Source organism: Dialister sp. UBA1703 (genome assembly GCA_002320515.1).
Taxonomy (GTDB): domain Bacteria; phylum Bacillota; class Negativicutes; order Veillonellales; family Dialisteraceae; genus Dialister.
The window spans coordinates 8,171-27,540 of sequence record DCJJ01000025.1 but is presented as its reverse complement, the minus strand read 5'-3'; the positions used below and the strand labels follow the sequence as shown (position 1 = coordinate 27,540).

Annotated in this window: 13 protein-coding genes and 4 tRNA genes; 15 read left to right on the top strand and 2 right to left on the bottom strand. The window is 52.1% G+C overall.

Annotated elements, in window-relative coordinates; all coding sequences use genetic code 11:
- On the bottom strand, positions 1-263 hold a 263-nt coding region (locus tag B2Y11_RS01440; RefSeq protein ID WP_291055214.1), incomplete at its 3' end, for a hypothetical protein.
- A 548-nt stretch (positions 264-811) separates the two neighbouring features.
- On the opposite strand from B2Y11_RS01440, the gene B2Y11_RS01435 reads away from it, so the two are divergent.
- Positions 812-1,180, top strand: coding sequence for an endonuclease domain-containing protein (locus B2Y11_RS01435; protein WP_291055211.1), 369 nt, complete (start codon positions 812-814; stop codon positions 1,178-1,180).
- Positions 1,181-1,936: 756 nt separating this feature from the next.
- Here the strand turns inward: B2Y11_RS01435 and B2Y11_RS01430 are convergent.
- A complete protein-coding gene (locus B2Y11_RS01430; RefSeq protein WP_291055209.1) occupies positions 1,937-4,834 on the bottom strand; it encodes a TOTE conflict system archaeo-eukaryotic primase domain-containing protein in 2,898 nt (965 codons plus the stop codon).
- 419 nt (positions 4,835-5,253) lie between these two features.
- Here B2Y11_RS01430 and B2Y11_RS01425 point away from each other — a divergent pair, with 419 nt between their 5' ends.
- From B2Y11_RS01425 to B2Y11_RS01360, 14 genes are all read left to right on the top strand, one after another.
- Entirely contained in the window at positions 5,254-5,799 is a 546-nt protein-coding gene (locus B2Y11_RS01425) for a hypothetical protein (RefSeq protein ID WP_291055206.1), read from the top strand.
- A gap of 22 nt (positions 5,800-5,821) precedes the next feature.
- The gene (locus B2Y11_RS01420; protein WP_291055203.1) at positions 5,822-6,817 is read left to right on the top strand and encodes a type II toxin-antitoxin system antitoxin SocA domain-containing protein; all 996 of its coding nucleotides are present in this window, start codon (positions 5,822-5,824) and stop codon (positions 6,815-6,817) included.
- 937 nt (positions 6,818-7,754) lie between these two features.
- On the top strand, positions 7,755-8,132 hold the full coding sequence (locus B2Y11_RS01415; RefSeq protein ID WP_291055200.1) for a hypothetical protein: 378 nt from the start codon (positions 7,755-7,757) through the stop codon (positions 8,130-8,132).
- Between the two features lie 6 nt (positions 8,133-8,138).
- Positions 8,139-8,804, top strand: a complete 666-nt coding sequence (locus B2Y11_RS01410) for a DUF1638 domain-containing protein (RefSeq protein WP_291055197.1) — start codon at positions 8,139-8,141, stop codon at positions 8,802-8,804.
- Between the two features lie 15 nt (positions 8,805-8,819).
- Entirely contained in the window at positions 8,820-10,298 is a 1,479-nt protein-coding gene (locus B2Y11_RS01405; RefSeq protein WP_291055194.1) for a DUF3375 domain-containing protein, read from the top strand.
- Positions 10,291-10,896, top strand: a complete 606-nt coding sequence (locus B2Y11_RS01400; RefSeq protein ID WP_291055191.1) for a DUF4194 domain-containing protein — start codon at positions 10,291-10,293, stop codon at positions 10,894-10,896. Before B2Y11_RS01405 ends, B2Y11_RS01400 begins: the two co-directional genes overlap by 8 nt.
- Entirely contained in the window at positions 10,883-14,287 is a 3,405-nt protein-coding gene (locus tag B2Y11_RS01395; RefSeq protein WP_291055188.1) for an ATP-binding protein, read from the top strand. Before B2Y11_RS01400 ends, B2Y11_RS01395 begins: the two co-directional genes overlap by 14 nt.
- The gene (locus tag B2Y11_RS01390; protein WP_291055185.1) at positions 14,268-15,431 is read left to right on the top strand and encodes a DUF3322 and DUF2220 domain-containing protein; all 1,164 of its coding nucleotides are present in this window, start codon (positions 14,268-14,270) and stop codon (positions 15,429-15,431) included. Before B2Y11_RS01395 ends, B2Y11_RS01390 begins: the two co-directional genes overlap by 20 nt.
- Positions 15,432-15,941: 510 nt before the next feature.
- Positions 15,942-16,018, top strand: a tRNA-Asp gene (locus tag B2Y11_RS01385).
- Positions 16,019-16,020: 2 nt separating this feature from the next.
- A tRNA-Gly gene (locus B2Y11_RS01380) sits at positions 16,021-16,095 on the top strand.
- Between the two features lie 3 nt (positions 16,096-16,098).
- A tRNA-Cys gene (locus B2Y11_RS01375) sits at positions 16,099-16,172 on the top strand.
- Between the two features lie 157 nt (positions 16,173-16,329).
- A tRNA-Leu gene (locus B2Y11_RS01370) sits at positions 16,330-16,414 on the top strand.
- A gap of 125 nt (positions 16,415-16,539) precedes the next feature.
- On the top strand, positions 16,540-17,697 hold the full coding sequence (locus tag B2Y11_RS01365) for an MFS transporter (RefSeq protein WP_291055182.1): 1,158 nt from the start codon (positions 16,540-16,542) through the stop codon (positions 17,695-17,697).
- Positions 17,698-17,767: 70 nt separating this feature from the next.
- Positions 17,768-19,042: a DEAD/DEAH box helicase gene (locus B2Y11_RS01360; RefSeq protein ID WP_291055179.1), complete on the top strand. Its 1,275-nt coding sequence runs from the start codon at positions 17,768-17,770 to the stop codon at positions 19,040-19,042.
- The last annotated feature ends 328 nt before the right edge of the window (positions 19,043-19,370 follow it).

Sequence of the window (19,370 nt, the reverse complement as noted above, 5' to 3'; positions counted from 1 at the left end):
GCTTTAATCAGCTCCTGGATCAATTCCTCCTTTGTCATAGATTTCAGTTCATCCAGCTCTGCCGGCTCTTTCTTGAAAGAGAGTGCGCTGATGGATCTCTGTCCGCGTTTGGGCGGCAGCCGATTGGCATCCCGATACATTCTCATGTAATTCCGTGCGGTCTGCTCACTGATGCCATATTCTTCTGCGGCTTCATACCGACTTATTTCGCTGTAGTAAATTCGTCGTCCGATGTCCAATCTTTGCTCTTTCGTGTACTTCATGGCAAACCTCCTGTCCAGTAAAAGGGGGGACACTCTGTACAGTGCTTATTTTGCACTGCCTATGCAGTGTACACTGTATGTCTAAAGATTACCCCCTCTGTGTCCAATTTTAGTTTACCACTTCAGGGGGAGGCCGCTACAAGCTGCAGGACTAAAAAGGAAGGCGCCTAAAAAATAAAAGGCGCCTCTTTCATATAGCTGCCGCAGGCAGCTGACCCCTTCCGGCATCGCTGCGCTCGCCACCCACCCCTGAACAGGGGTGGGCAAGGGCGTAGTGCCAGGTAGCTTTTCTCTCAAAACTTGCTGGCCATGCACTTGGGAGGAGAGGGGACCGCATCTCTACCCCAACTTGCCCACCCCCGCACTCGGGGGTGGGGGATCACGAAGTGGTGGAAGGGGGAGGCCACGCAGCGGCCGGTGCCCGCCAAGCGGGCACAATTTCCGACTATCATCTTTATCCTTTTAGGTGCACACCGCCGTTCCCTATTCCGGATTTACTTTTTTCCATTCCTCATTATAAATTTTCCATTTTTCTCCTCGAGGCTCCCATGAACAAGAAGACCACAATGCCTGAAGACCGCTCTTTGCTGGAAAGAGCAAAAAAACTCCGAAAGAACATGACACAGGAGGAAAGAAAGCTCTGGTACCTGTACCTCAGCAAACATTCCCTCCGCTTTTACAGGCAGAAAATTATAGGGCACTATATCTGTGACTTCTACTGCCCCGTAATCCGTCTGGTTATAGAACTGGATGGCAGCCAGCACTACACCGAGAAAGAACAGGAATATGACAAGAAAAGGACAGCTTTCCTAGAAAGCTGTCACATCAAAGTCATTCGCTTCTATAATGGCCAGGTTAATCTCCACTTCAAAGAAGTCTGTATGGAAATAGAAAAAGCCATAGCAGAGAGAAGGTAGAAAAAAGCTGCCCCTTCCCGGCGTCCCTTGCTCACCCCTGAACAGGGGTGGGCAAGAGGCGTAGTGGCGTGGTTTCCTTTTCCAAAAACTTGCCCACCCCCGCACTCGGGGGTGGGGGACCACGTCAGTGGTGGAAGGGGGCGCCGCTGCAGGCGACGGGACTAAAAAGGAAGGCGCCTAAAAAAATAAAAGGCGCCTTTTTCATATAGCTGCCGCAGGCAGCTGACCCCTTCCGGCATCGCTGCGCTCGCCACCCACCCCTGTCCAGGGGTGGGCAAGGGATGTAGTGCCGGGTGGCTTTTTCCTCCATAAACATGCTGCTCACTGTTTGCGAGGAGAGGGGACCGCATCTCTACCCCAACTTGCCCACCCCCGCAGTCGGGGGTGGGGGGACCACGTCAGTGGTGGAAGGGGGAGGCCGCTACAAGCTGCAGGACTAAAAAGGAAGGCGCCTAAAAAATAAAAGGCGCCTTTTTCATATAGCTGCCGCAGGCAGCTGACCCCTTCCGGCATCGCTGCGCTCGCCACCCACCCCTTGCAAGGGGTGGGCAAGGAATGTAGTGGCGGGTGGCTTTTTCCTCCATTAAACTTGCTGCTGCACTGTTTGCGAGGAGAGGGGACCGCGCCCCTACCCCCCAAAAAAACTTGCCCACCGCACTCGGGGGTGGGGGGGGGACCACGTCAGTGGTGGAAGGGGCGCCGCTGCAGGCGACGGGACTAAAAGGAAGGCGCTTTAAAGATGAAGGGCGCTTCTTTTTATTTCATGAAGGCGGTTTCTTTAGCGGTGAGCTGGATGAGTTCTTCGGCAATCTTGGGGGAGGTGAGGCGCATGAGGCTGTCTTCTTCTTTTTCCTGGGAGAGGAGGTTCATGCTGCCGTACCAGCAGAGAGCGCGGTCGATGATGGCGAAGTGTTCGCGGCAGTTGGGGAGGGTGAGGATGGAGGCGCTGGCTTTGGCGAGGCGGTGCTGGTTTTTCTCGGCCCATTCTTTGGCTTTGTCAGGGTAGATGTCCGGCGGCAGGGTGATGATCTGGATTTTGACTCCTCTTTCTTGGAGGGGCGGGATGAGTTTGATGAAACGGGATGTTTTCCGGGTGCCCAGGCCGGGGCTGGAGATGATGATTTCTTTTCCTGCAGAGAGGATGTCTTTTTCGTAGACCGGCCGGTAGGTGGTGCTGTCGAAGATGGCGTTTGGAACATTGGCTGTGTCTGTCAGGTCGGTTTTCAAGGAGAAGCCGATTCTTTTGTAGGTGGTCAGTCTTTTGTGGTACATTTTTTCCAAAGTAGGAATGTGGGCGTCAATGTAGTCGAAGATGATGACGTCTTTTTTTGTCCGGTAGTCACGGTTGAGGCGGCCGGCGTACTGTTCTACGTTTCCCTGCCAGGAGATGGGCATGGCCAGAAGAAGGGTGTCCAGTCTGGGGTAGTTGAAGCCTTCGCCTATGTATTTCCCGATGGCCACAAGGATGATGGATTCATCAGGGGGAACAGCGGCCATGGCGGCACGGATGCGGTCGTTCTCTTTCCGGCTCTGGCCTCCCTGGAGAAGAAAGACGTGGTCGGCTTTGTCTTTGAGGCGGCTGAAGAGGAAGGCGGCGTGGCTTTTGTACTTGGTCATGACCAGGGGTGTGCGGCCTTCTTTGATGCAGCGCTCTGTGTCTTTAATAATCTGCTCGTTCCGGGTGGGGCTTTTGACGATGAGGTCATAGAGTTCGGGGATGGTAGGTTTCTGGGGAAATGTGTGGGCCAGGCGGGTGAATCTTGGGTAAATGAAATGGCCGATGCCTTGTTTGGCGGCCCGGTCTTTGGCGGTGTATTTGTAGCGGATGGGGCCGAACTGGAAGAGTATGCGTTTGTCCTGACCGTCGCTTCGTTTTGGCGTGGCGGTGAGGCCGTAGACGTAGGAGGCAGCGACCCGGTCCAGCACTTTTTCGTCGGTTTCGGCGCCGGCATGGTGGCATTCGTCCATGATGACGAGGCCATAGTTTTTGAGGAGGGAGAGCCGATCTTCCCGAGCCAGGGAGGAAATCATGCCAATGTCTATGATGCCGGTGAGGGTATTCCTGCCGGAGGAGAGGGTGCCTACAGCGCTTCTTCTCTGCCGGATGCGGCCGGTGGGGGTGGTGTAGGTAGGCATTTTTTCTTTGATTTCAAGAAATTTGGAAAGGTCCGTTTCCCAGTTTTTCAAGATTTCCCGGTTCTGGACGAGGATGAGGGTGGATGTTTTCCTGGCGGCAATGAGGGCGGCGCCGGCAGCAGTTTTGCCAAAGGCGGTGGCGGCGTTCAGAATGCCGGTGTGGTAGGGGAGGAGGGCGTCTACGGCGTCCTGCTGCTCGGGGTAGAGTTTCCCCTTGAAGGAAAGGGAAATGGGGCGGCCGGTATGTCGTTTATCGGAAAGGGTGTAGGAGATACCGCCGGTTTTCAGGGCGGAAATCAGGGGCTCCAGGCAGCCTCGGGGAAGGTGTATGTATTTTTCTGTGTCATAGCCCCGGTACATGATGCGCGGTGTGCCGTAGGTGGAGTAGCCCATGGCGTATTTCTTGAAAAATTCGGGATTGCTGTAGGCAGCCAGGCGGCGGAGGCTGTTTTGCATGCGGGGCTGTAGGTTGTCTTTGGCAATATAGATGCCGTCGGCCAAGGTGATGGCAAGGGAGTCTTTAACGTCTTCTTTGAAAAGAGGGGGACATTCTTTTTCCCATGGCCTGCTTTCGGCCTCGGTGTCACCGGTGGGAGATTTATTGGAAGAGGAAAGGGAGGAAAGGGGCAGCCAGAGCTTGATTTTCTCTGTTACTTCGGCGGAGGTCAGTTTTCTCGTGCGTTTCAGTGTTTCCCACTGGTCCGGGAGTACGTTCCAGTTTTCATCTACGAAGGCGCTGTTTCCATTTTTCAAGGCCTGTCCCTGGAGGGGAAGGGCAATGAGATTACCAAGACCGCCGGAGGGCAGGTTGTCCTGCATGGGCATCATGCGGTCGTAGGCGGTAAAGCTTTTCATATTCACCGACTGGGCGCCTTTTGCCAGAAGGGCGTTTCCAGATTTCCGGGCTTCCGAGGCAGGAATGGGAGAGGCAAAGAAAATCCACACGTGGGCGCCGTGGCCGGAGCGGGACCTTTCCACCAGGGCATCGATGTGGTTTTCACGGCAGATCCGGGCCAGTGTGCCGGCCTCTTCCTGCCAGGTTTTATCATCTGCTTTACCTTCTTCATGGTTGTCGAAATCAAAGACGAGGAACCGGCAGGTGTTGTCAGGAAGGAGGGGATAGAGGCCCACTACATCGCTGGTATTCTTCTTTTCACCCTTCAGATGGGCCATGAGGATGGCAGGAGACAGGGGAATGTATTTCCTGTGCTGGCAGTCTTGGCAGCGGACTTTGCGGCCGGAGGCTTTCGGGCAGATGCCATGCTTCCAGAAGTTATAGCAGGCAGGGAAATAGCCGAAGCGTCCACTTTTCAGAGGGGCCCGACGATTGAACACGTCACTGCGGCCGTGGAAATAGGAGTAGAAGAAACGGGCCATGTCAGGGGTAATGGCCCTTTGGGCGGGAAGGGGCGGCTTTTCTGTCGCCTTTTTCCGGTAGGGAATCCCGTGGGTATCCAAAAGATGGCGGAGATAATTGATTTCTTCCTCAAGGCATGCTATTTTTTCCGAGTCGTTCATGGCATGACGTCTCCTTTGTCAGAAAACAGGGGGATGAAGAGTATGAAATTGTAATTTTTCTGTGGATATATTTGTTTTTATTATACTTGGATTCGGAATGATTCTCAATCGCGTAAGGGTGGATTTGCGCCTATTTTATATCAGCTGCCGCAGGCAGCATGCCTTTGGCAATCCCCCCATGCCACTGCGTGGCCCTCTCCCGCCCCGGTGGCAAGGGAACTGGATTCTCAGTCGTCTATCGACTCCCTGCGAATCCAGTTCCCTTGCCACCTGACAAGCAGGGGGGCGCAAGAGAGTATATAGGCGCTCGCCACCCACCCCTGTATCAGGGGTGGGCAAGTTTAAAGATATGTGGCGCTCCCCTGCCCTGGTGGCAAGCAGTGAGGTGCAGGGGAGTAATAGGTGTTTGATGCTTCCATTTGGAACAGGGCATAGAAAGTAAGCCGGAAAATATACGTATAAGCGAATATAATGATTGGATATTTACAAAATGCTATCATGAATATATAATAAGTGTAGGCAACGAGTATTATGAATTTATATCATTTTATGGGGATACCGCTTTTATGAAGTCAAAGAAATTATTTACCAGAGACTTTATTGCTGAAGTTACGAGGCAGATCTGTCATGCTGCCGGTCATAGGAGACTGCTGGTTGTTTCCAGGGATAAAAATCGTGATTTCAAAAATAAATATATTTGTGAAGATTCGAAGGTTATGGCGATTGTGAGTCATTTGAGAGTAGAAAATTTCTGCGATGGATTAGATGACTTGAAGACGGGGGAGACTTTATATGTGTATGGAATAACGGTCAGACTTGAGGAACGTTTTGGTGGAAGCAGCCGTGATGTTCCTATTTATATTAAGGTCAGGCTGATGAAGCGGATAGTGGATGGAGAAATGGTTGAAGGAATTCTGATATCTTTCCATGAGCAGGAATACCCGCTGGTTCCATATTTTCAGTAAAATGAGGTACAGGAGGAAAGAAATGAAAAGAGCCGGTTTTTGCGAGAACTGCGATGATATGAGGCCTTTTGCTCTGAAGCGGGTGCCGGTGGAGGAGCATATCCGCGGCAAAACCTATAGATTCTATATTACAAAGGCCATATGCCTGGAATGCGGGAATGAGGTCTCCCTGCCGGGCCTTTTGGATATGAACACGCGGGAAATTGATTTTCAGTATAGAAAAGAGGAAGGGATCATCAGCATTTCGGAAATCAGGAAATTGATGAAACTTTATCATATGGGGAAATCGACTTTGTCTCTGGCTTTAGGGTTTGGAGAAATCACGGTTACCCGGTATTTGGACGGACAGGCTCCTTCTCAGGCCTACTCGAAAATTATGTATGAGGCATTGAGTTCAGCAGCCTTCATGAGGGAGAAACTGAAGGCCAACAGGGAAGCAGTGGGGGAGTCAGCCTATAAGAAAGCGCTCAAAGCAATTCATGAACTGGATGACTCATTCACCCATTTACCTTCAACACTTATGGATGTTATTTCATTTATTTTCCAAAATGAAACTGATATTACTCCATTAATGCTGCAGAAGCTTTTGTATTATGCAAATGGAATCCATGATGCCCTCTTGGGCAGACCGCTCTTTACCAGTCGATGCGAAGCATGGATTCACGGCCCGGTTTATCGAGATGTGTACGATGTATTTAAAAATTTTAAGTTTAATCTGATTGATGATGAAAGGTCAGCCTTGCTTTTGAATTCGAAGGTGAATCTGACGCCGGAGGATCGGAATCTGATTTCAAATATCCTTAACAGTTTTGGTATGTACAGTGGAAAGATGTTGGAATATATGACGCACCAGGAAGATCCATGGCGGAAAGCTAGAGAGGGATATGGGCCTGACGAATATTCACAGGTAGAAATAACAGAGGAATCTATAAAACAGTACTTCCTTCATATACCTGAGTATTTCGATATGGATAAAGTAGAGGGTATGAGAGCGTATATAACAAGAATGCTGAAATAGGTAATGAAGATATCCTTGGAAGAAATGGTGAATTGAGGAAGGGAGCTGTGAAAAAATATAAATCATTTTCTCACAGCCCATATTTTATATCAGCTGCCGAGGTCAGCATGCCTTTGGCAATCCCTCCTCGCCACTTTGTGGCCCTCTCCCGCCCCGGTGGGAAGTGTGTCACTGGATTCTCAGTCGTCTATCGACTCTGCGAATCCAGTTCCCTTGCCACCTGACAAGCAGTGGGGCGCAAGAGAGTATATAGGCGCTCGCCACCTACCCCTGGGCAGGGGTGGGCAAGGGATGTAGTGCCGGGTGGCTTTTCCCTCCATAAACATGCTGCTCACTGTTTGCGAGGTGAGAGAGGGGACTGCGCCTCTACCCTAAACTTGCCCCCCCGCGCTCGCCACCCACCCCTGTCCAGGGGTGGGCAAGGGATGTAGTGCCGGGTGGCTTTTTCCTCCATAAACATGCTGTCACACTGTTTGCGAGGAGAGGGGACCGCATCTCTACCCTAAACTTGCCCACCCTCGCACTCGGGGGTAGGGGGACCACGTAGTGGTGGAAGGGGGAGGCCGCTGCAGGCGGCAGGACTAAAAAGGAAAGCGCCTAAAAAATAAAAGGCGCCTATTTTATATCAGCTGCCGCAGGCAGCCCACCCCTTCCGGCATCGCTGCGCTCGCTACCCCTGTCCAGGGGTGGGCAAGGGATGTAGTGGCAGGAGGCTTTTCTTTCTAATCATTCCTTTTACCGTTTGCGAGGCAGGGGACCATGGCACCTTTACCGCTCTGCGAAAAGGCACTACTTTCATTTATCATTTACCATTTCTACATTTCGTGAATTTTGGGGGCTTTTTCTCTAAAAATTTCTCCCTCAGCGATTTACAAATCTTTTCTCTTATGCCACAATAAAGGCAGTAGTTTTGTTTTTGTCCGGATGGGCGATTTCTATGGATGAGCTGAATTTTGTCTTGCTGGCCATTGGTTTTCTGATGACTATCTGGAGTTACCAGGCAGTGAAGGCGAAGGGGCCGGAGCGTAGGTATCCTTTGTGGTACCGGGTGCTTCGGATGCTTTTTATGTGCCTGATTCTTCTGCCCTGTATTCTGGTGACTGTTTCAGAGGTGCCGGATGGCTTGCTTTCTTATTTCCTGTATGCCCAGATCGCAGCTTTCGGCGGGCTTCTTTTTCTGGACGGGACGAAGTCCCGGTTTGGCAGGAAGGTGGCTGCCGGCGAAGATAGCGGAAGCGGCAGAGGCATGATTGTATTTCTTGGGGCAGCGGCTACGGTTCTCATGTGGGCGGCTGTTCTTTATACGCTGAGGTGATGTATCATGGGAAATCAGACGGTGATTCTTGCCTGCCCTACGCTGGAGGGGGAGCTGAAGGCAGCTTTGAAGGAGGCTTCATCGGAGAGTGTGGTGTATTTCATGCCGCCCGGTCTTCATCGGGATCCCAAAGCTCTTCATCATTATGTGCAGGATAAGATCGACCATTTCTACAATATAGACCGTATCGTGGTGTGCACTACGGGATGCGGCGGCGGAAATATCGGCATTACTGCGTCTTCGGCGCCTCTGGTGTATCCAAAGACCCGGGACTGTCTGGACATTCTTTTGTCCGATGATTCGCTGGATAATCTGAAGCGGGATATATATGGCGTATTCATGACGGAGAGCTGGATGAAGTTTACCCAAGAATCTTCCATTGATATGGCAAAGCTGGAGAAGAAGATGGGCAGGGACGAGGCCCATGAGTATCTTAAAAAATTGTACGCTCCGGTGCATGATTTCTATATTATAGATACGGGCTGCTATGATACGGCGCCGGTGAAGGCGTATATTGAGCCGCTGGTGGAGCTTCTGGGAAGGAAGCTTCATGTCATCAAGGGGAATTACGGCATTTTGAGGAAAATAGCCAAAGGCATCTTTGATGAGGATTTCTTCGTGGTGCCAAAGGGCGGTAAGGTGCAGCCCGGCTCTTTTTTGTCGAATTTTTAAATAAGGAGGATGTCCATGGCAAATGACAGCTTTATGGACCTGGACTCCCTGGCAGTTTTAAGAACAAACAGTCCATCGTGGAAGCTTCTGGCTTCTGATGATGCAGCTTTCTGTTGTTCTTTTTTTTATCGTGAATTTATTGAAAACAACGTGCGCAATCTGAGCGAGGCCAGGCTGGTGCTGGATATGCGCTCTTTTCTTTCGGAGAAGCACAGTCTTGCCGGCGAGGCCATTCCCGATGATGATGACCTTGCCGATGAGGCAAAGCTGTATCTTCGCCGGTGGTCCGATGAGGATCACCGCTGGCTTCGGCGGTTTTACCAGAACCGGCAGACCTTCTATGATCTGACCACCGCAGGGCAGAAGGCGGTGGAGTGGCTGGCCAGTCTGAAGAGCCGGTCCTTTATCGGCACCGAGTCCCGCCTTCATACGTTTTTCCATTTGCTTCATGAAATCGAGCATCAGGCCAATCCGGACCGTGAGGAAAGGCTGAAGTATCTGGAAAAGCAGAGAAACGAGCTGAACAGGAAAATCCGGGATCTGAAGGCAGGCGGCCGGGTGGAAGTGCTGGACGATGTGCAGATCAAGGAACGGTTCATGGAGGCCATGGATATTGCCGGCGGCATTCTGTCCGATTTCCGGGAGGTAAAGGATAAGTTCCAGCAGATTTATACCCAGTTCCGGGATGAGGTGAACGAATGGGAGCATGGCAAGGGGGCTCTCCTGGAGCAGTTCATTGCGGACCGGGAAGTGATCGAGGAGTCGGAGCAGGGGAAAAGTTTTGCCGCCTTCTTCGACTATCTCATGGCCTTTTCCCAGCAGCGGGATTTCGATGAGACCATGAGGAAGATTTTAAAGCTTTCCGCCCTGTCGAAGGATATGGACCGCTACGATGCCCTCCATATCAAGCAGGCCTGGGTGGACGGCGCAGAAGATGTGCAGCAGACCATTGCCAAGCTGTCGGAGCAGATCAGCTGGTATGTGAATGAGAATAATCTGCAGGAAAAGAAGAATATTTATTTCCAGATCAAGGAAATCGAAAAGAAGGCCCTTTCCATAAAGGGCTCGGAGCCAAAGGCGAAGGATTTCATGGAAGTGAGCGAGCTTTCGCCTAGCGTTTCCCTGCCGCTGGAGCGGGTGCCCCGCATGCCGCCGGCGAAGATGGAGCTTGAGACCCACAGTCTGGAGCTGGGGACCCACCATGGCAGTCTGGATGCCATTTTCAACCAGGTGTATGTGGATAAGAAGGTACTGAAGAATCATATCGATGAAATGCTGGAGACTTGGGACACGGTGACGCTGAAGGATGTGCTGGACATGTATCCCCTGGAAAAGGGACTGTTTGAGCTTCTGGCCTACATGGAAATCGCCAAAAGCGAGCATCACCGGTTCCTGCCGGTGAAGGACCGCATTGTCTTCCAAGGCATTGACGGACGAAACCGGTATGTGGACATGGACCGTATCGTATTTGAAAAGAGGGACAGGAATGGATAAGGCAGACATACTATTTTCCACGACGCTTATCAACCTGCTGCAGGGGGTGGTGCGGAAGGAAGACAATGCGGAAATCTGGAACACCATCCGGAGCCAGCAGTTCCGCATCGACGAATATATGGAGAAAATCGGCCTGTCGCTGGTCATTGATGATGAAGGAGGCTTTGCCTTCCTGAAGCAGCGGGATGATGATGTGCTGCCCCATCTGGTGAAGAAGCAGCCTCTGACCTTCCGCATGAGCCTTTTTCTGGCCCTTCTCAGAAATGAAATCAATGAGTATGACAGCGGAAGCGGCGAAGGGGCCCTGGTGATTCGTGAAGAGGAAATGGTACGGCGCATGAAGCCCTATTTCCCCGATGTATCGGATGAGGTCAAGTTTACCAACTCCATCGACCGCTGTTTCTCCAAGGCTTTGGAAATGAAAATCCTGGTGCCGGTGAAGGACAATGAGTACGAATATGAAGTGCAGCCGGTGCTCCGCCGTTTCATGGATGCGGAGTGGCTGTCGGAGTTCAACAGGCAGCTGGATAAATATATGGAAGAAAACGGACTGACCGTGAAGAAGGAAGAGGAGGCGAAGGAAGATGAATCTGTTTGATGAAAGCTCCATGGCCCGGCCGGGGTACCGGCTCCGGCGGCTGGAGGTCTATAACTGGGGTACCTTCGACCAGGTGGTGTGGCCCTTTGAACTGGGCGGCGACACCTCCCTCCTCACCGGTGAAATCGGCTCAGGAAAATCCACCCTGGTAGATGCCATCCTCACCCTGCTCATTTCACAGCAGAAAATCAACTACAATAAAGCCGCCGATTCCGGCAGCAAGGAAAGAAGCCTCAACTCCTACGTCCGCGGCTACTATGCCAAGAGGAGCAATGCGGAGGGGGAGGAGGAGCCGGTGGCCCTCCGGGACAAGAATCAGTACTCCGTCATCCTCGGCGTCTTTTTCGATGAAATCAGTGAAAACTATGTGAGCCTCGCCCAGGTCTTCTATTTCACCCCGGGCAGTGAAAAGCCTGCCCGCTTTTTCGTGGTGGGGGAAAGGGATATGTCCATCCGCCAGGACTTCGGAAACTTTGGCACCAACATTGGGGACCTGAAGAAAAAGCTGAAGCGCCTGCCCTATGTGCACATTTTCAATGATTACGGCGAATATGCGGTGAAGTTTAAATCCCTCTTCGGCATTACTCAGGACAATGCGCTAGACCTTTTCCAGCAGACCGTGTCCATGAAGAAGGTGAACGGCATTACGGACTTCGTGCGCCGGAACATGCTGGGGGGAATGGATATGAGCAGCATGGAGGAAAATATCCAGCACCTTCTGTCCCGTTTCCATGATTTAAAGAGCATTCACGATGCCATCGTCAGGGACCGGGAGAAGATGGAAATCCTGGAGCCTCTGGCAGCGGCGTCGGACAGCTATGATGAGTGTCTGACAAAGGAGTCGGAGCTTTCCCTTATGGCCGACGGTGTGGGACCCTACCTGGCCAGAGAGGAAATCAAAATCCTGTCGGAGGAGCTGGAAAAATGCGGCCGCCAGATGGGGGATCTGGACAGCCGGCTGGCAACGCTGCAGGATGAGTCCAGCCATCTGTCCGATGAAATCGACAACAAGAAGAAGGAAATGTGGGAAAACGGCGGCGCCCGTCTGGAAGGAGCCAGAAGGGACCTGGCAGGCTACGAGAAGGACCTGAAAATCGTTTCCCAGAAGGCGGAGGAATACAGTGTGCTGGCAGATGCCCTGGGCCTTGCGCTGCCGTCTTCGCTGGATGAATTCATCAAAAGACGGCAGGAGCTGTCGGACCTGGCGGATAAGCTGGAGAAGGAGTATGACCGTCTGGATGCAGAGAAATCGGCTGCGGACAGCAAAGAAAGAGAAATCGTCGAAAAAATCGGCCAGGACCGCATGGAACTGGAATCTTTGAAGAAGCGGGATTCCAATATTCCTGAAAGGTTTGTGGCCATCCGAAAGCAGCTGGCTTCGGACCTGGTGGTGCCGGAAAGCGATATGCCCTTTGCCGGCGAAATCATGGAAGTGAAGCCGGAGGAGCAGAAATGGGAAGGTGCCCTGGAACGCCTGCTGTCGGAATTCGGCGTGTCCATGCTGGTGCCGGAGTCCCTCTACGAAAAGGTCATCGGCTGGATGGAGCACCATTTTCTCCATCAGCGCATTGTGTACTACCGGGTGGAAGAATACACCCAGCCTGTGCGCATGACGGACCTTCCTGCCAAAGCGGCTGCCCGGAAGCTGAATATCAAGAAGGACTCTCCCTTTGCCTCCTGGCTGGCAGGGGAGCTGTATCACCGCTTTGACCATATCTGCGCAGAAAGCGCCGCCGATTTCAAAAAGGCATCCTTCTCCCTCTCTCCGGAGGGGCAGATCAAAGCCCAGGGGAAATGGCACAAGAAGGATGACCGCTACCGTATCGACGACCGCCGTCATTATGTGCTGGGCTTTTCGAACAAGGAAAAGATTGTTCTCATTTCCAAAGAACTGGACCAGCTGGCCAAAGACAGGGAAGAAGCAAGAAAGCATATCCGGCAGGTGAAGGCAGAACGTGACCGGTACAATGAACAGAGAAATGCGGCAGCAAGGCTTCTCACCATCCACAATTTCAAGGATATCGACAGGAAATCCTTCGAAGACCGGGTGCGCCGGCAGAAGAAACTCATCCAGAGCCTCACCGGCCACGACAATATCCTTTCCCGGCTGGAAGCGGAAATCAAAAAGCTGAAAGCAGACTGGCAGGACAATCAGGACGATATGAGCAGCCTCCGCAGCGAGAAGGGGAAACTGCAGGCTCTGATGGATATGCACGAGGAAAAGAAGCGGGCCGATGAAAATACTCTGGAAAGGGCATCCGACCTGATCCGTACAAAGGCCTTCGACCTTCTGGAAGCTCACCGGGCGGACATTATCGGCAAGAAGGGCCTTTTCACCCTGAAATCCATGCAGGACAAGAACGCCGACTACAACCGGTGGATCCGGAAGGCCCGGGAGGCTAACGATGAAAAGAAGGAAAAATCATCGGGAGAAATGGCCAAAGGCATGACCCATTACTTGCAGTACCTGACTCTTCACAACGAGTCGGACCCGAACCTTACCACCGACATGAACAGGGCCAACCGCAATGAATACAAGGAAATCTTCCGCCGTATCAAGGAAGACGACCTGCCCCGGCTGCTTCCGAAATTCCAGAAGCGTCTCCGGGAAAATACCATCCAGGATATGGCCATTTTCCAGTCCAAGCTTTTCACCGCCCGGGACCGGATCCGGGAGAAAATCGAGGAAATCAACCATTCCCTCTATGATATCGACTACAATAAGGGTCATTATATCGAAATCGAATGCGTGGAAACGCTGAACATGGAAATCAAAAAATTCCGGCAGCAGCTGAAAAAATGCACCGACAGCAGCCTTTCCGGCAGTGACGACCTTTATAATGAGGAAAAATTCCTGGAAATCGAAAAAATTCTGGACCGTTTCAGCTCCAGCCGGCCGGGACAGGCGGAGGAAGACAGGAAATGGACCCGTCTGGTGACGGACGTGCGGAACTGGTTCACCTTTGCCGTTTCCGAAAGGATCAGAAAGCCCGACGGCTCCCGAGGAGAAGAATTCGAACATTACACCGACTCCTCCGGCAAATCCGGCGGCCAGAAGGAAAAACTGGCCTACACCATTCTGGCGGCCAGCTTCGTGTACAGCTTCGGCATTGCAGGAAGCGGCAGGCTGCCCACCTTCCGGTTCACCGTCATCGACGAAGCCTTCCTGAAGAGCTCCGACGAATCGGCAAGATTCGGCCTCTCCCTTTTCCGCCGCATGGGACTGCAGCTTCTGGTGGTGACGCCGCTTGCCAAGATTCCCACTATCGAACCCTTCATTTCCCATCTGGGCTACGTGAGCCAGAACGAAAACAGGCAGTCGGAGCTGAGAAATATGACCATCGGCGAATACAGAAAGGAATTCCTGGCCCATGAGAAGAAGACGGTATGATGAAGAGCTTCTGAAAAAACTGAAAAAACAGGAAGAGAAGGGCATTCTCTACGAAGCCCTGACCAAAGAGCGAGAAGAGCCCTATTTCCGCATGGTTCTGAAAAGGCCGGAGGAAACGGAAGAGGACTGGAGCCTCCTCCTTTCTTGGTCCGACTACTGGCGCCATCCGGTGAAAGACGGCAGCGGAAAGCCTCTGTGGCGTATTGATGAAAAGGGAAAGAACACGAAAACTTTCGGCCGTCAGACACTGCCGGTACGGGTCTTCGTGGACCGCCCGGAGGACGCCTTTGCCCTCCTTGGCATGAACGGAGAGAAAAGGGAGTTTCTCTCCTCCCTGAAGGAAGTGGACGAGAAAAACGGCGCTTTGAAGGATTGGTTTATCCATTACTATCCCCGCATCCGCAGCGAAGAATTTTATCCCCTTTTCTTTAATATCGCCGATTTCTTTCAAAGACAAGAAGAGAAGGAGGGATACCTTCGGGAAATCTCCATTCCCGGCGTGGATACCAAATTTCTGGAAAGACATGCCTTCCTGGTGCGCACCCTGTGGAATGCCCTTTTTCCAGATAATCAGGTGGACAGCAATGAAGAAATGAAGGAAAAACTTTTCGTCAAAGACGTGCCTACCCCCTCCATCTGTGCCAGAAGTCTGGATGCGTCCATGCTCTTCTACGGCGTGCGGAAATTCTTCCTCTCCAACGACGATGTGGCCCGTTTCAACCCGCCTCATAAACGGATATTCATTACGGAAAACAAGGTCAACGGCTACACCTTCCCCGACTGCGCTAACAGCCTCATCCTCTTCGGCATGGGCTACGGCGTGCTGGAACTGGCCAGACAGGCCAAATGGCTGGCAGATAAAGAAGTGTACTACTGGGGAGATCTGGATTCCGACGGCTTTAACATCCTATCCTCCCTCCGCCACATCCTGCCCAATGTTCACTCCTTCCTCATGGATAGAGACACCCTTCTTGCCTACGTGGATAAGGAAATCAAAGATACCGGAAACACCGCCGTTATCCCTGACAGACTGACGGTGAGCGAGAAAATGGCCTGGAAAGAAGTGCACGACCATGGCTGGCGTCTGGAACAGGAACGGATTCCTTCGGAGGAAGTGGAATGGGCAGTGGAGCAGCTGGAGTAGAAGGGGCAGACGTCAGATGATGAGATGAGTCATAGGGGCAGGAAACGGTATGCGAAAAGTTTCCTACTCGACTTGATGCTTCTGCAATTCATTCCGACAGGGAGCTGTATGCGAAAAGTTTCCTACTCGACTTGACGCTTCTGCGATTCATACCAGTAGGAAACTATTTGTGAAAGGTTTCCTGTTCGGCATGGCACCTCTGTGATTCATCGCGATAGGAAACTTTTCGCGAAAGGTTTCCTGCTCGACTTGATGCTTCTGCGATTCATACCAGTAGGAAACTATTTGCGAAAGGTTTCCTGTTCGTCATGAGACAGATGGGGGTCATAGGGGCAGAGACCCAATTTCTTTTCATAAAAATGAAAAAATTTTTTCAGAAGATTTTGGGAAATGTGACCTATACTATGATTTTCTCGCTTTTTCTCCCGCTTTTACCATAAAATGACAAATCCATCCATTCCCTTGACAAAAAGGGGCAGGATGGGTATACTTATTAAGTAACTTACGTGCGGCCCGGTGGTGTAGTGGTCTAACATGCCGCCCTGTCACGGCGGAGATCGTCAGTTCAAATCTGATCCGGGTCGCCAGCGCGGAAGTAGCTCAGTGGTAGAGCACAACCTTGCCAAGGTTGGGGTCGCGGGTTCAAGTCCCGTTTTCCGCTCCATATGGCGGCATAGCCAAGCGGTAAGGCAGAGGTCTGCAAAACCTTTATCCCCAGTTCGATTCTGGGTGCCGCCTCCATATTAATTATGAACATCATAGTGTTTACCTGCCGGGGTGGCGGAACTGGCAGACGCANNGCGCTACTTTGAGGGGGTAGTGATCTTTCGATCGTGTGAGTTCAAGTCTCACCAGCCGCACCACAATTTTCCTAATTTCTCGTTGTTTAACTTCATATGCGGTCGTGGCGGAACTGGCAGACGCGCTATCTTCAGGCGGTAGTGGAGTAATCCGTGAGAGTTCAAATCTCTCCGACCGCACCACTCAAAATCAACTTCCAAGATTTTTTCTTGGAAGTTTTTTTGTAACCTGTATATTATTTGCCAAAGGGGATTCTATTTTGCGTCAGTCCGTCATACAATAGGAAAAAAGGAGAGGAGGGGATCCTATGAATCCTTCAGTCTATTTCTTCGCTCTCGGGCATCTGGCCACCGACTGGTCCCAGGGGGCCATACCGGCTCTTCTGCCCTACTTCATCGCCCACTATGGCCTTTCCTATCAGCAGGCGGGCATGCTTGTCTTTGCCAATGTGCTCATCGCCTCCGTCATGCAGCCCGTATTTGGCTACTACTCCGACAGGATTTCCAGGCCCTGGTTCATATCCCTGGGCTGTCTTATCTGCGGCCTTTCTATTTCTTCGGTGGGATTTACGGGAAGCTACATGGCTCTTTTCACGGCGGCCCTCTGCTGCGGCGTGGGAAGCGCACTCTTCCATCCGGAAGCGGCCCTTATGGTGAACCGTATTTCCGGCGAAGTGAAAGGGCGGGCCATGGGAATCTTTTCCGTAGGCGGCAATGCAGGCTTTGCCATAGGGCCCCTGCTGGCAGGCCTCTGCGCCTACAGTCTGGGCATTCAGTCCCTTCTTATTTTCGGTGTGCTGAACGCCCTCATTGCCCTTTCCATTTTCCTTCGCATGCCTTCTGTCCTTCGTATCGTATCTCTGGCAGAAAAGAAGGAATCTTCGGCCCATGGAAAGGGGGAAAAGACAAACGACTGGGTGTCCTTTGGAAAGCTGTCGGTTCTTATCCTGGCCCGTTCCCTTGGATTTACCCTGAGCAATACCTTTATCCCTCTTCTCTGGATTCATGTGATGGGGGCTTCGGAAGGAGAAGGAACATCCGCCCTGTCCATCCTTTTCGGCCTGGGTGCCTGCTTTACCTACCTGGGAGGCGTGCTGGCGGATAGGGCAGGTTTCCTCAAGGTCATCCACACCGCCTTTATCTGCATGGTGCCTGCCTATTTCTTCCTGACCCATACGGATAGTCTTCTCTTCGCCTATGCCCTTCTTGTGCCGGCGGCCCTTTCCGTATTCATGCCCTACAGTCCCATCGTTATTCTGGGACAGACCTACCTTGGCAAAAACGCAGGCTTTGCCTCCGGCGTCACCCTGGGCCTTTCCACCACCCTGGGCGGTATCTTTGCGCCGCTGGTGGGATGGGCGGCGGATCTGTGGGGCCTGCCGGCTGCTCTCCAGATTCTCTGGATGGCAGGTCTTTTGGGAGCTGTGGTTTCCTTCACCCTTCCGACAGTGAAAACGGAAGGATGATTTTATAAGCCCCAAGGCTTATATGGTATAATAAGAAAAACATACCCATTTTGCAGTAACAGGAGGATTTATGAACGCATTTGCAGCACTTGGGGTAGGAGAAAATCTGACAGCCCTTTTGAAATTACAGGGCATTAAAATGCCCACGCCCATCCAGCAGGCTTCCATCCCGTCTATTTTCAAGGGAAAGGACCTCATCGGCCGTGCTCAGACCGGCACCGGCAAAACACTGGCCTACCTTCTTCCCGTCATCCAGCGGGTGGACAGGGAAAAGGGAGCGACCCAGGTTCTCATTATGACCCCTACCCGTGAGCTTTCCAAGCAGGTATTTGATGTATTCCGGCCCTTTGCTTTGAAGCTTGGCATCGATGGAGTCGACATCATCGGCGGCAGAACCATCGAAAACCAGCTGCAGAAGCTGAAACGGGATCCCCAGGTCATTATCGGCACCCCCGGCCGTCTTCTGGACCATATCCGGAGAAAAAGTCTGGATTTGTCCCAGGTAAAGACAGTCATTCTTGACGAAGCGGACCAGATGCTGGCCAATGGCTTCCGGGAGGACATCGAAGCTCTGGTGGATGAAACACCGAGGAAAAGGCAGCTCCTTCTTTTCTCCGCCACCATGCCGGAAGAAGCGGTGCGGCTGGCCAGAAAATACATGACCCATCCCGCCATGGTGGACGTGTCCGAAAAAGCGGCAGCTTCCACGGTGGACCAGCGGGTTTACGAAACCACCAAACCTCGCAAATTCAAGCTCCTTGTAAAGCAGCTGACGGAAATGAATCCCTACATGGCAGTGGTTTTCTGCAATACCAGGGAAGAAGCCCATGAAATTGCAGGCAGGCTGCAGGAAGAAACGGACCTTGTGGTAGACGAAATCCACGGCGACATGAGCCAGGGCCAGAGAAACCAGGTGATCCGGGAATTTGAAAAAGCAAAAATCCAGGTACTGGTGGCTTCGGACATTGCCGCCCGGGGACTGGACGTGGAGGGCATTACCCATGTATTCAACTACGATATTCCAAGAAATTTGGAATACTACGTCCACCGCATCGGCCGCACAGGGAGAGCAGGCACCAAGGGCATTGCCATTACCTACGCCACCCCTGAAGACGGCAGCCTTCTCCGCAAACTGGAAAAATCCATTTCCGAAACCATTACCCGCTACGACGAAAAAGGAAACGTACGGCGCGTAAGACAGGGCAAACCGAAAAAGAAAGTGGTCACCCCGGGCATGTACAAGCCCACCAAGAAAAAGGAGCATAAGGCCCTGGGACACAAAGGCAAGAACATGCGCCAGAAGCGGAAAAAGGAAAAAACAGATAAAAAGGGAAAGAAGAAATAATAAAACCCGCCCGGACAGCCGGGCGGGTTTTTATTAGCAGGCTGACGAAAAAGTGAGACCGCTGCCTGCTTACCGCTTCCGCTGCCTGCCGGACTGGATTCCCCAAAGGAATCAAAGACGTCAGACATCAGACTTTCTGCCGATTGGTATTTACTACCGATTGGCCCCATGTGATGAGCAGCAAGATTCTTCGCCTGCGGCGCAGGATGACAAGTGTCAGGCGGGAAGGTAAGCGCGTAACGTAAGGCTTTATAATCATTGCCCGAAGGGCAATCCACAACCCTCTGAATCCTTTGAACCCTTTGAACCTTTTCCCTGCCCCTTGAAA

Coding starts and splice junctions, on each gene's coding strand:
- B2Y11_RS01365 (WP_291055182.1), top strand. CDS start 16,540: ATGAATCCTTCAGTCTATTTCTTCGCTCTCGGGCATCTGGCCACCGAC.
- B2Y11_RS01415 (WP_291055200.1), top strand. CDS start 7,755: ATGGATGAGCTGAATTTTGTCTTGCTGGCCATTGGTTTTCTGATGACT.
- B2Y11_RS01410 (WP_291055197.1), top strand. CDS start 8,139: ATGGGAAATCAGACGGTGATTCTTGCCTGCCCTACGCTGGAGGGGGAG.
- B2Y11_RS01395 (WP_291055188.1), top strand. CDS start 10,883: ATGAATCTGTTTGATGAAAGCTCCATGGCCCGGCCGGGGTACCGGCTC.
- B2Y11_RS01390 (WP_291055185.1), top strand. CDS start 14,268: ATGAGAAGAAGACGGTATGATGAAGAGCTTCTGAAAAAACTGAAAAAA.
- B2Y11_RS01360 (WP_291055179.1), top strand. CDS start 17,768: ATGAACGCATTTGCAGCACTTGGGGTAGGAGAAAATCTGACAGCCCTT.
- B2Y11_RS01435 (WP_291055211.1), top strand. CDS start 812: ATGAACAAGAAGACCACAATGCCTGAAGACCGCTCTTTGCTGGAAAGA.
- B2Y11_RS01400 (WP_291055191.1), top strand. CDS start 10,291: ATGGATAAGGCAGACATACTATTTTCCACGACGCTTATCAACCTGCTG.
- B2Y11_RS01430 (WP_291055209.1), bottom strand. CDS start 4,834: ATGAACGACTCGGAAAAAATAGCATGCCTTGAGGAAGAAATCAATTAT.
- B2Y11_RS01405 (WP_291055194.1), top strand. CDS start 8,820: ATGGCAAATGACAGCTTTATGGACCTGGACTCCCTGGCAGTTTTAAGA.
- B2Y11_RS01420 (WP_291055203.1), top strand. CDS start 5,822: ATGAAAAGAGCCGGTTTTTGCGAGAACTGCGATGATATGAGGCCTTTT.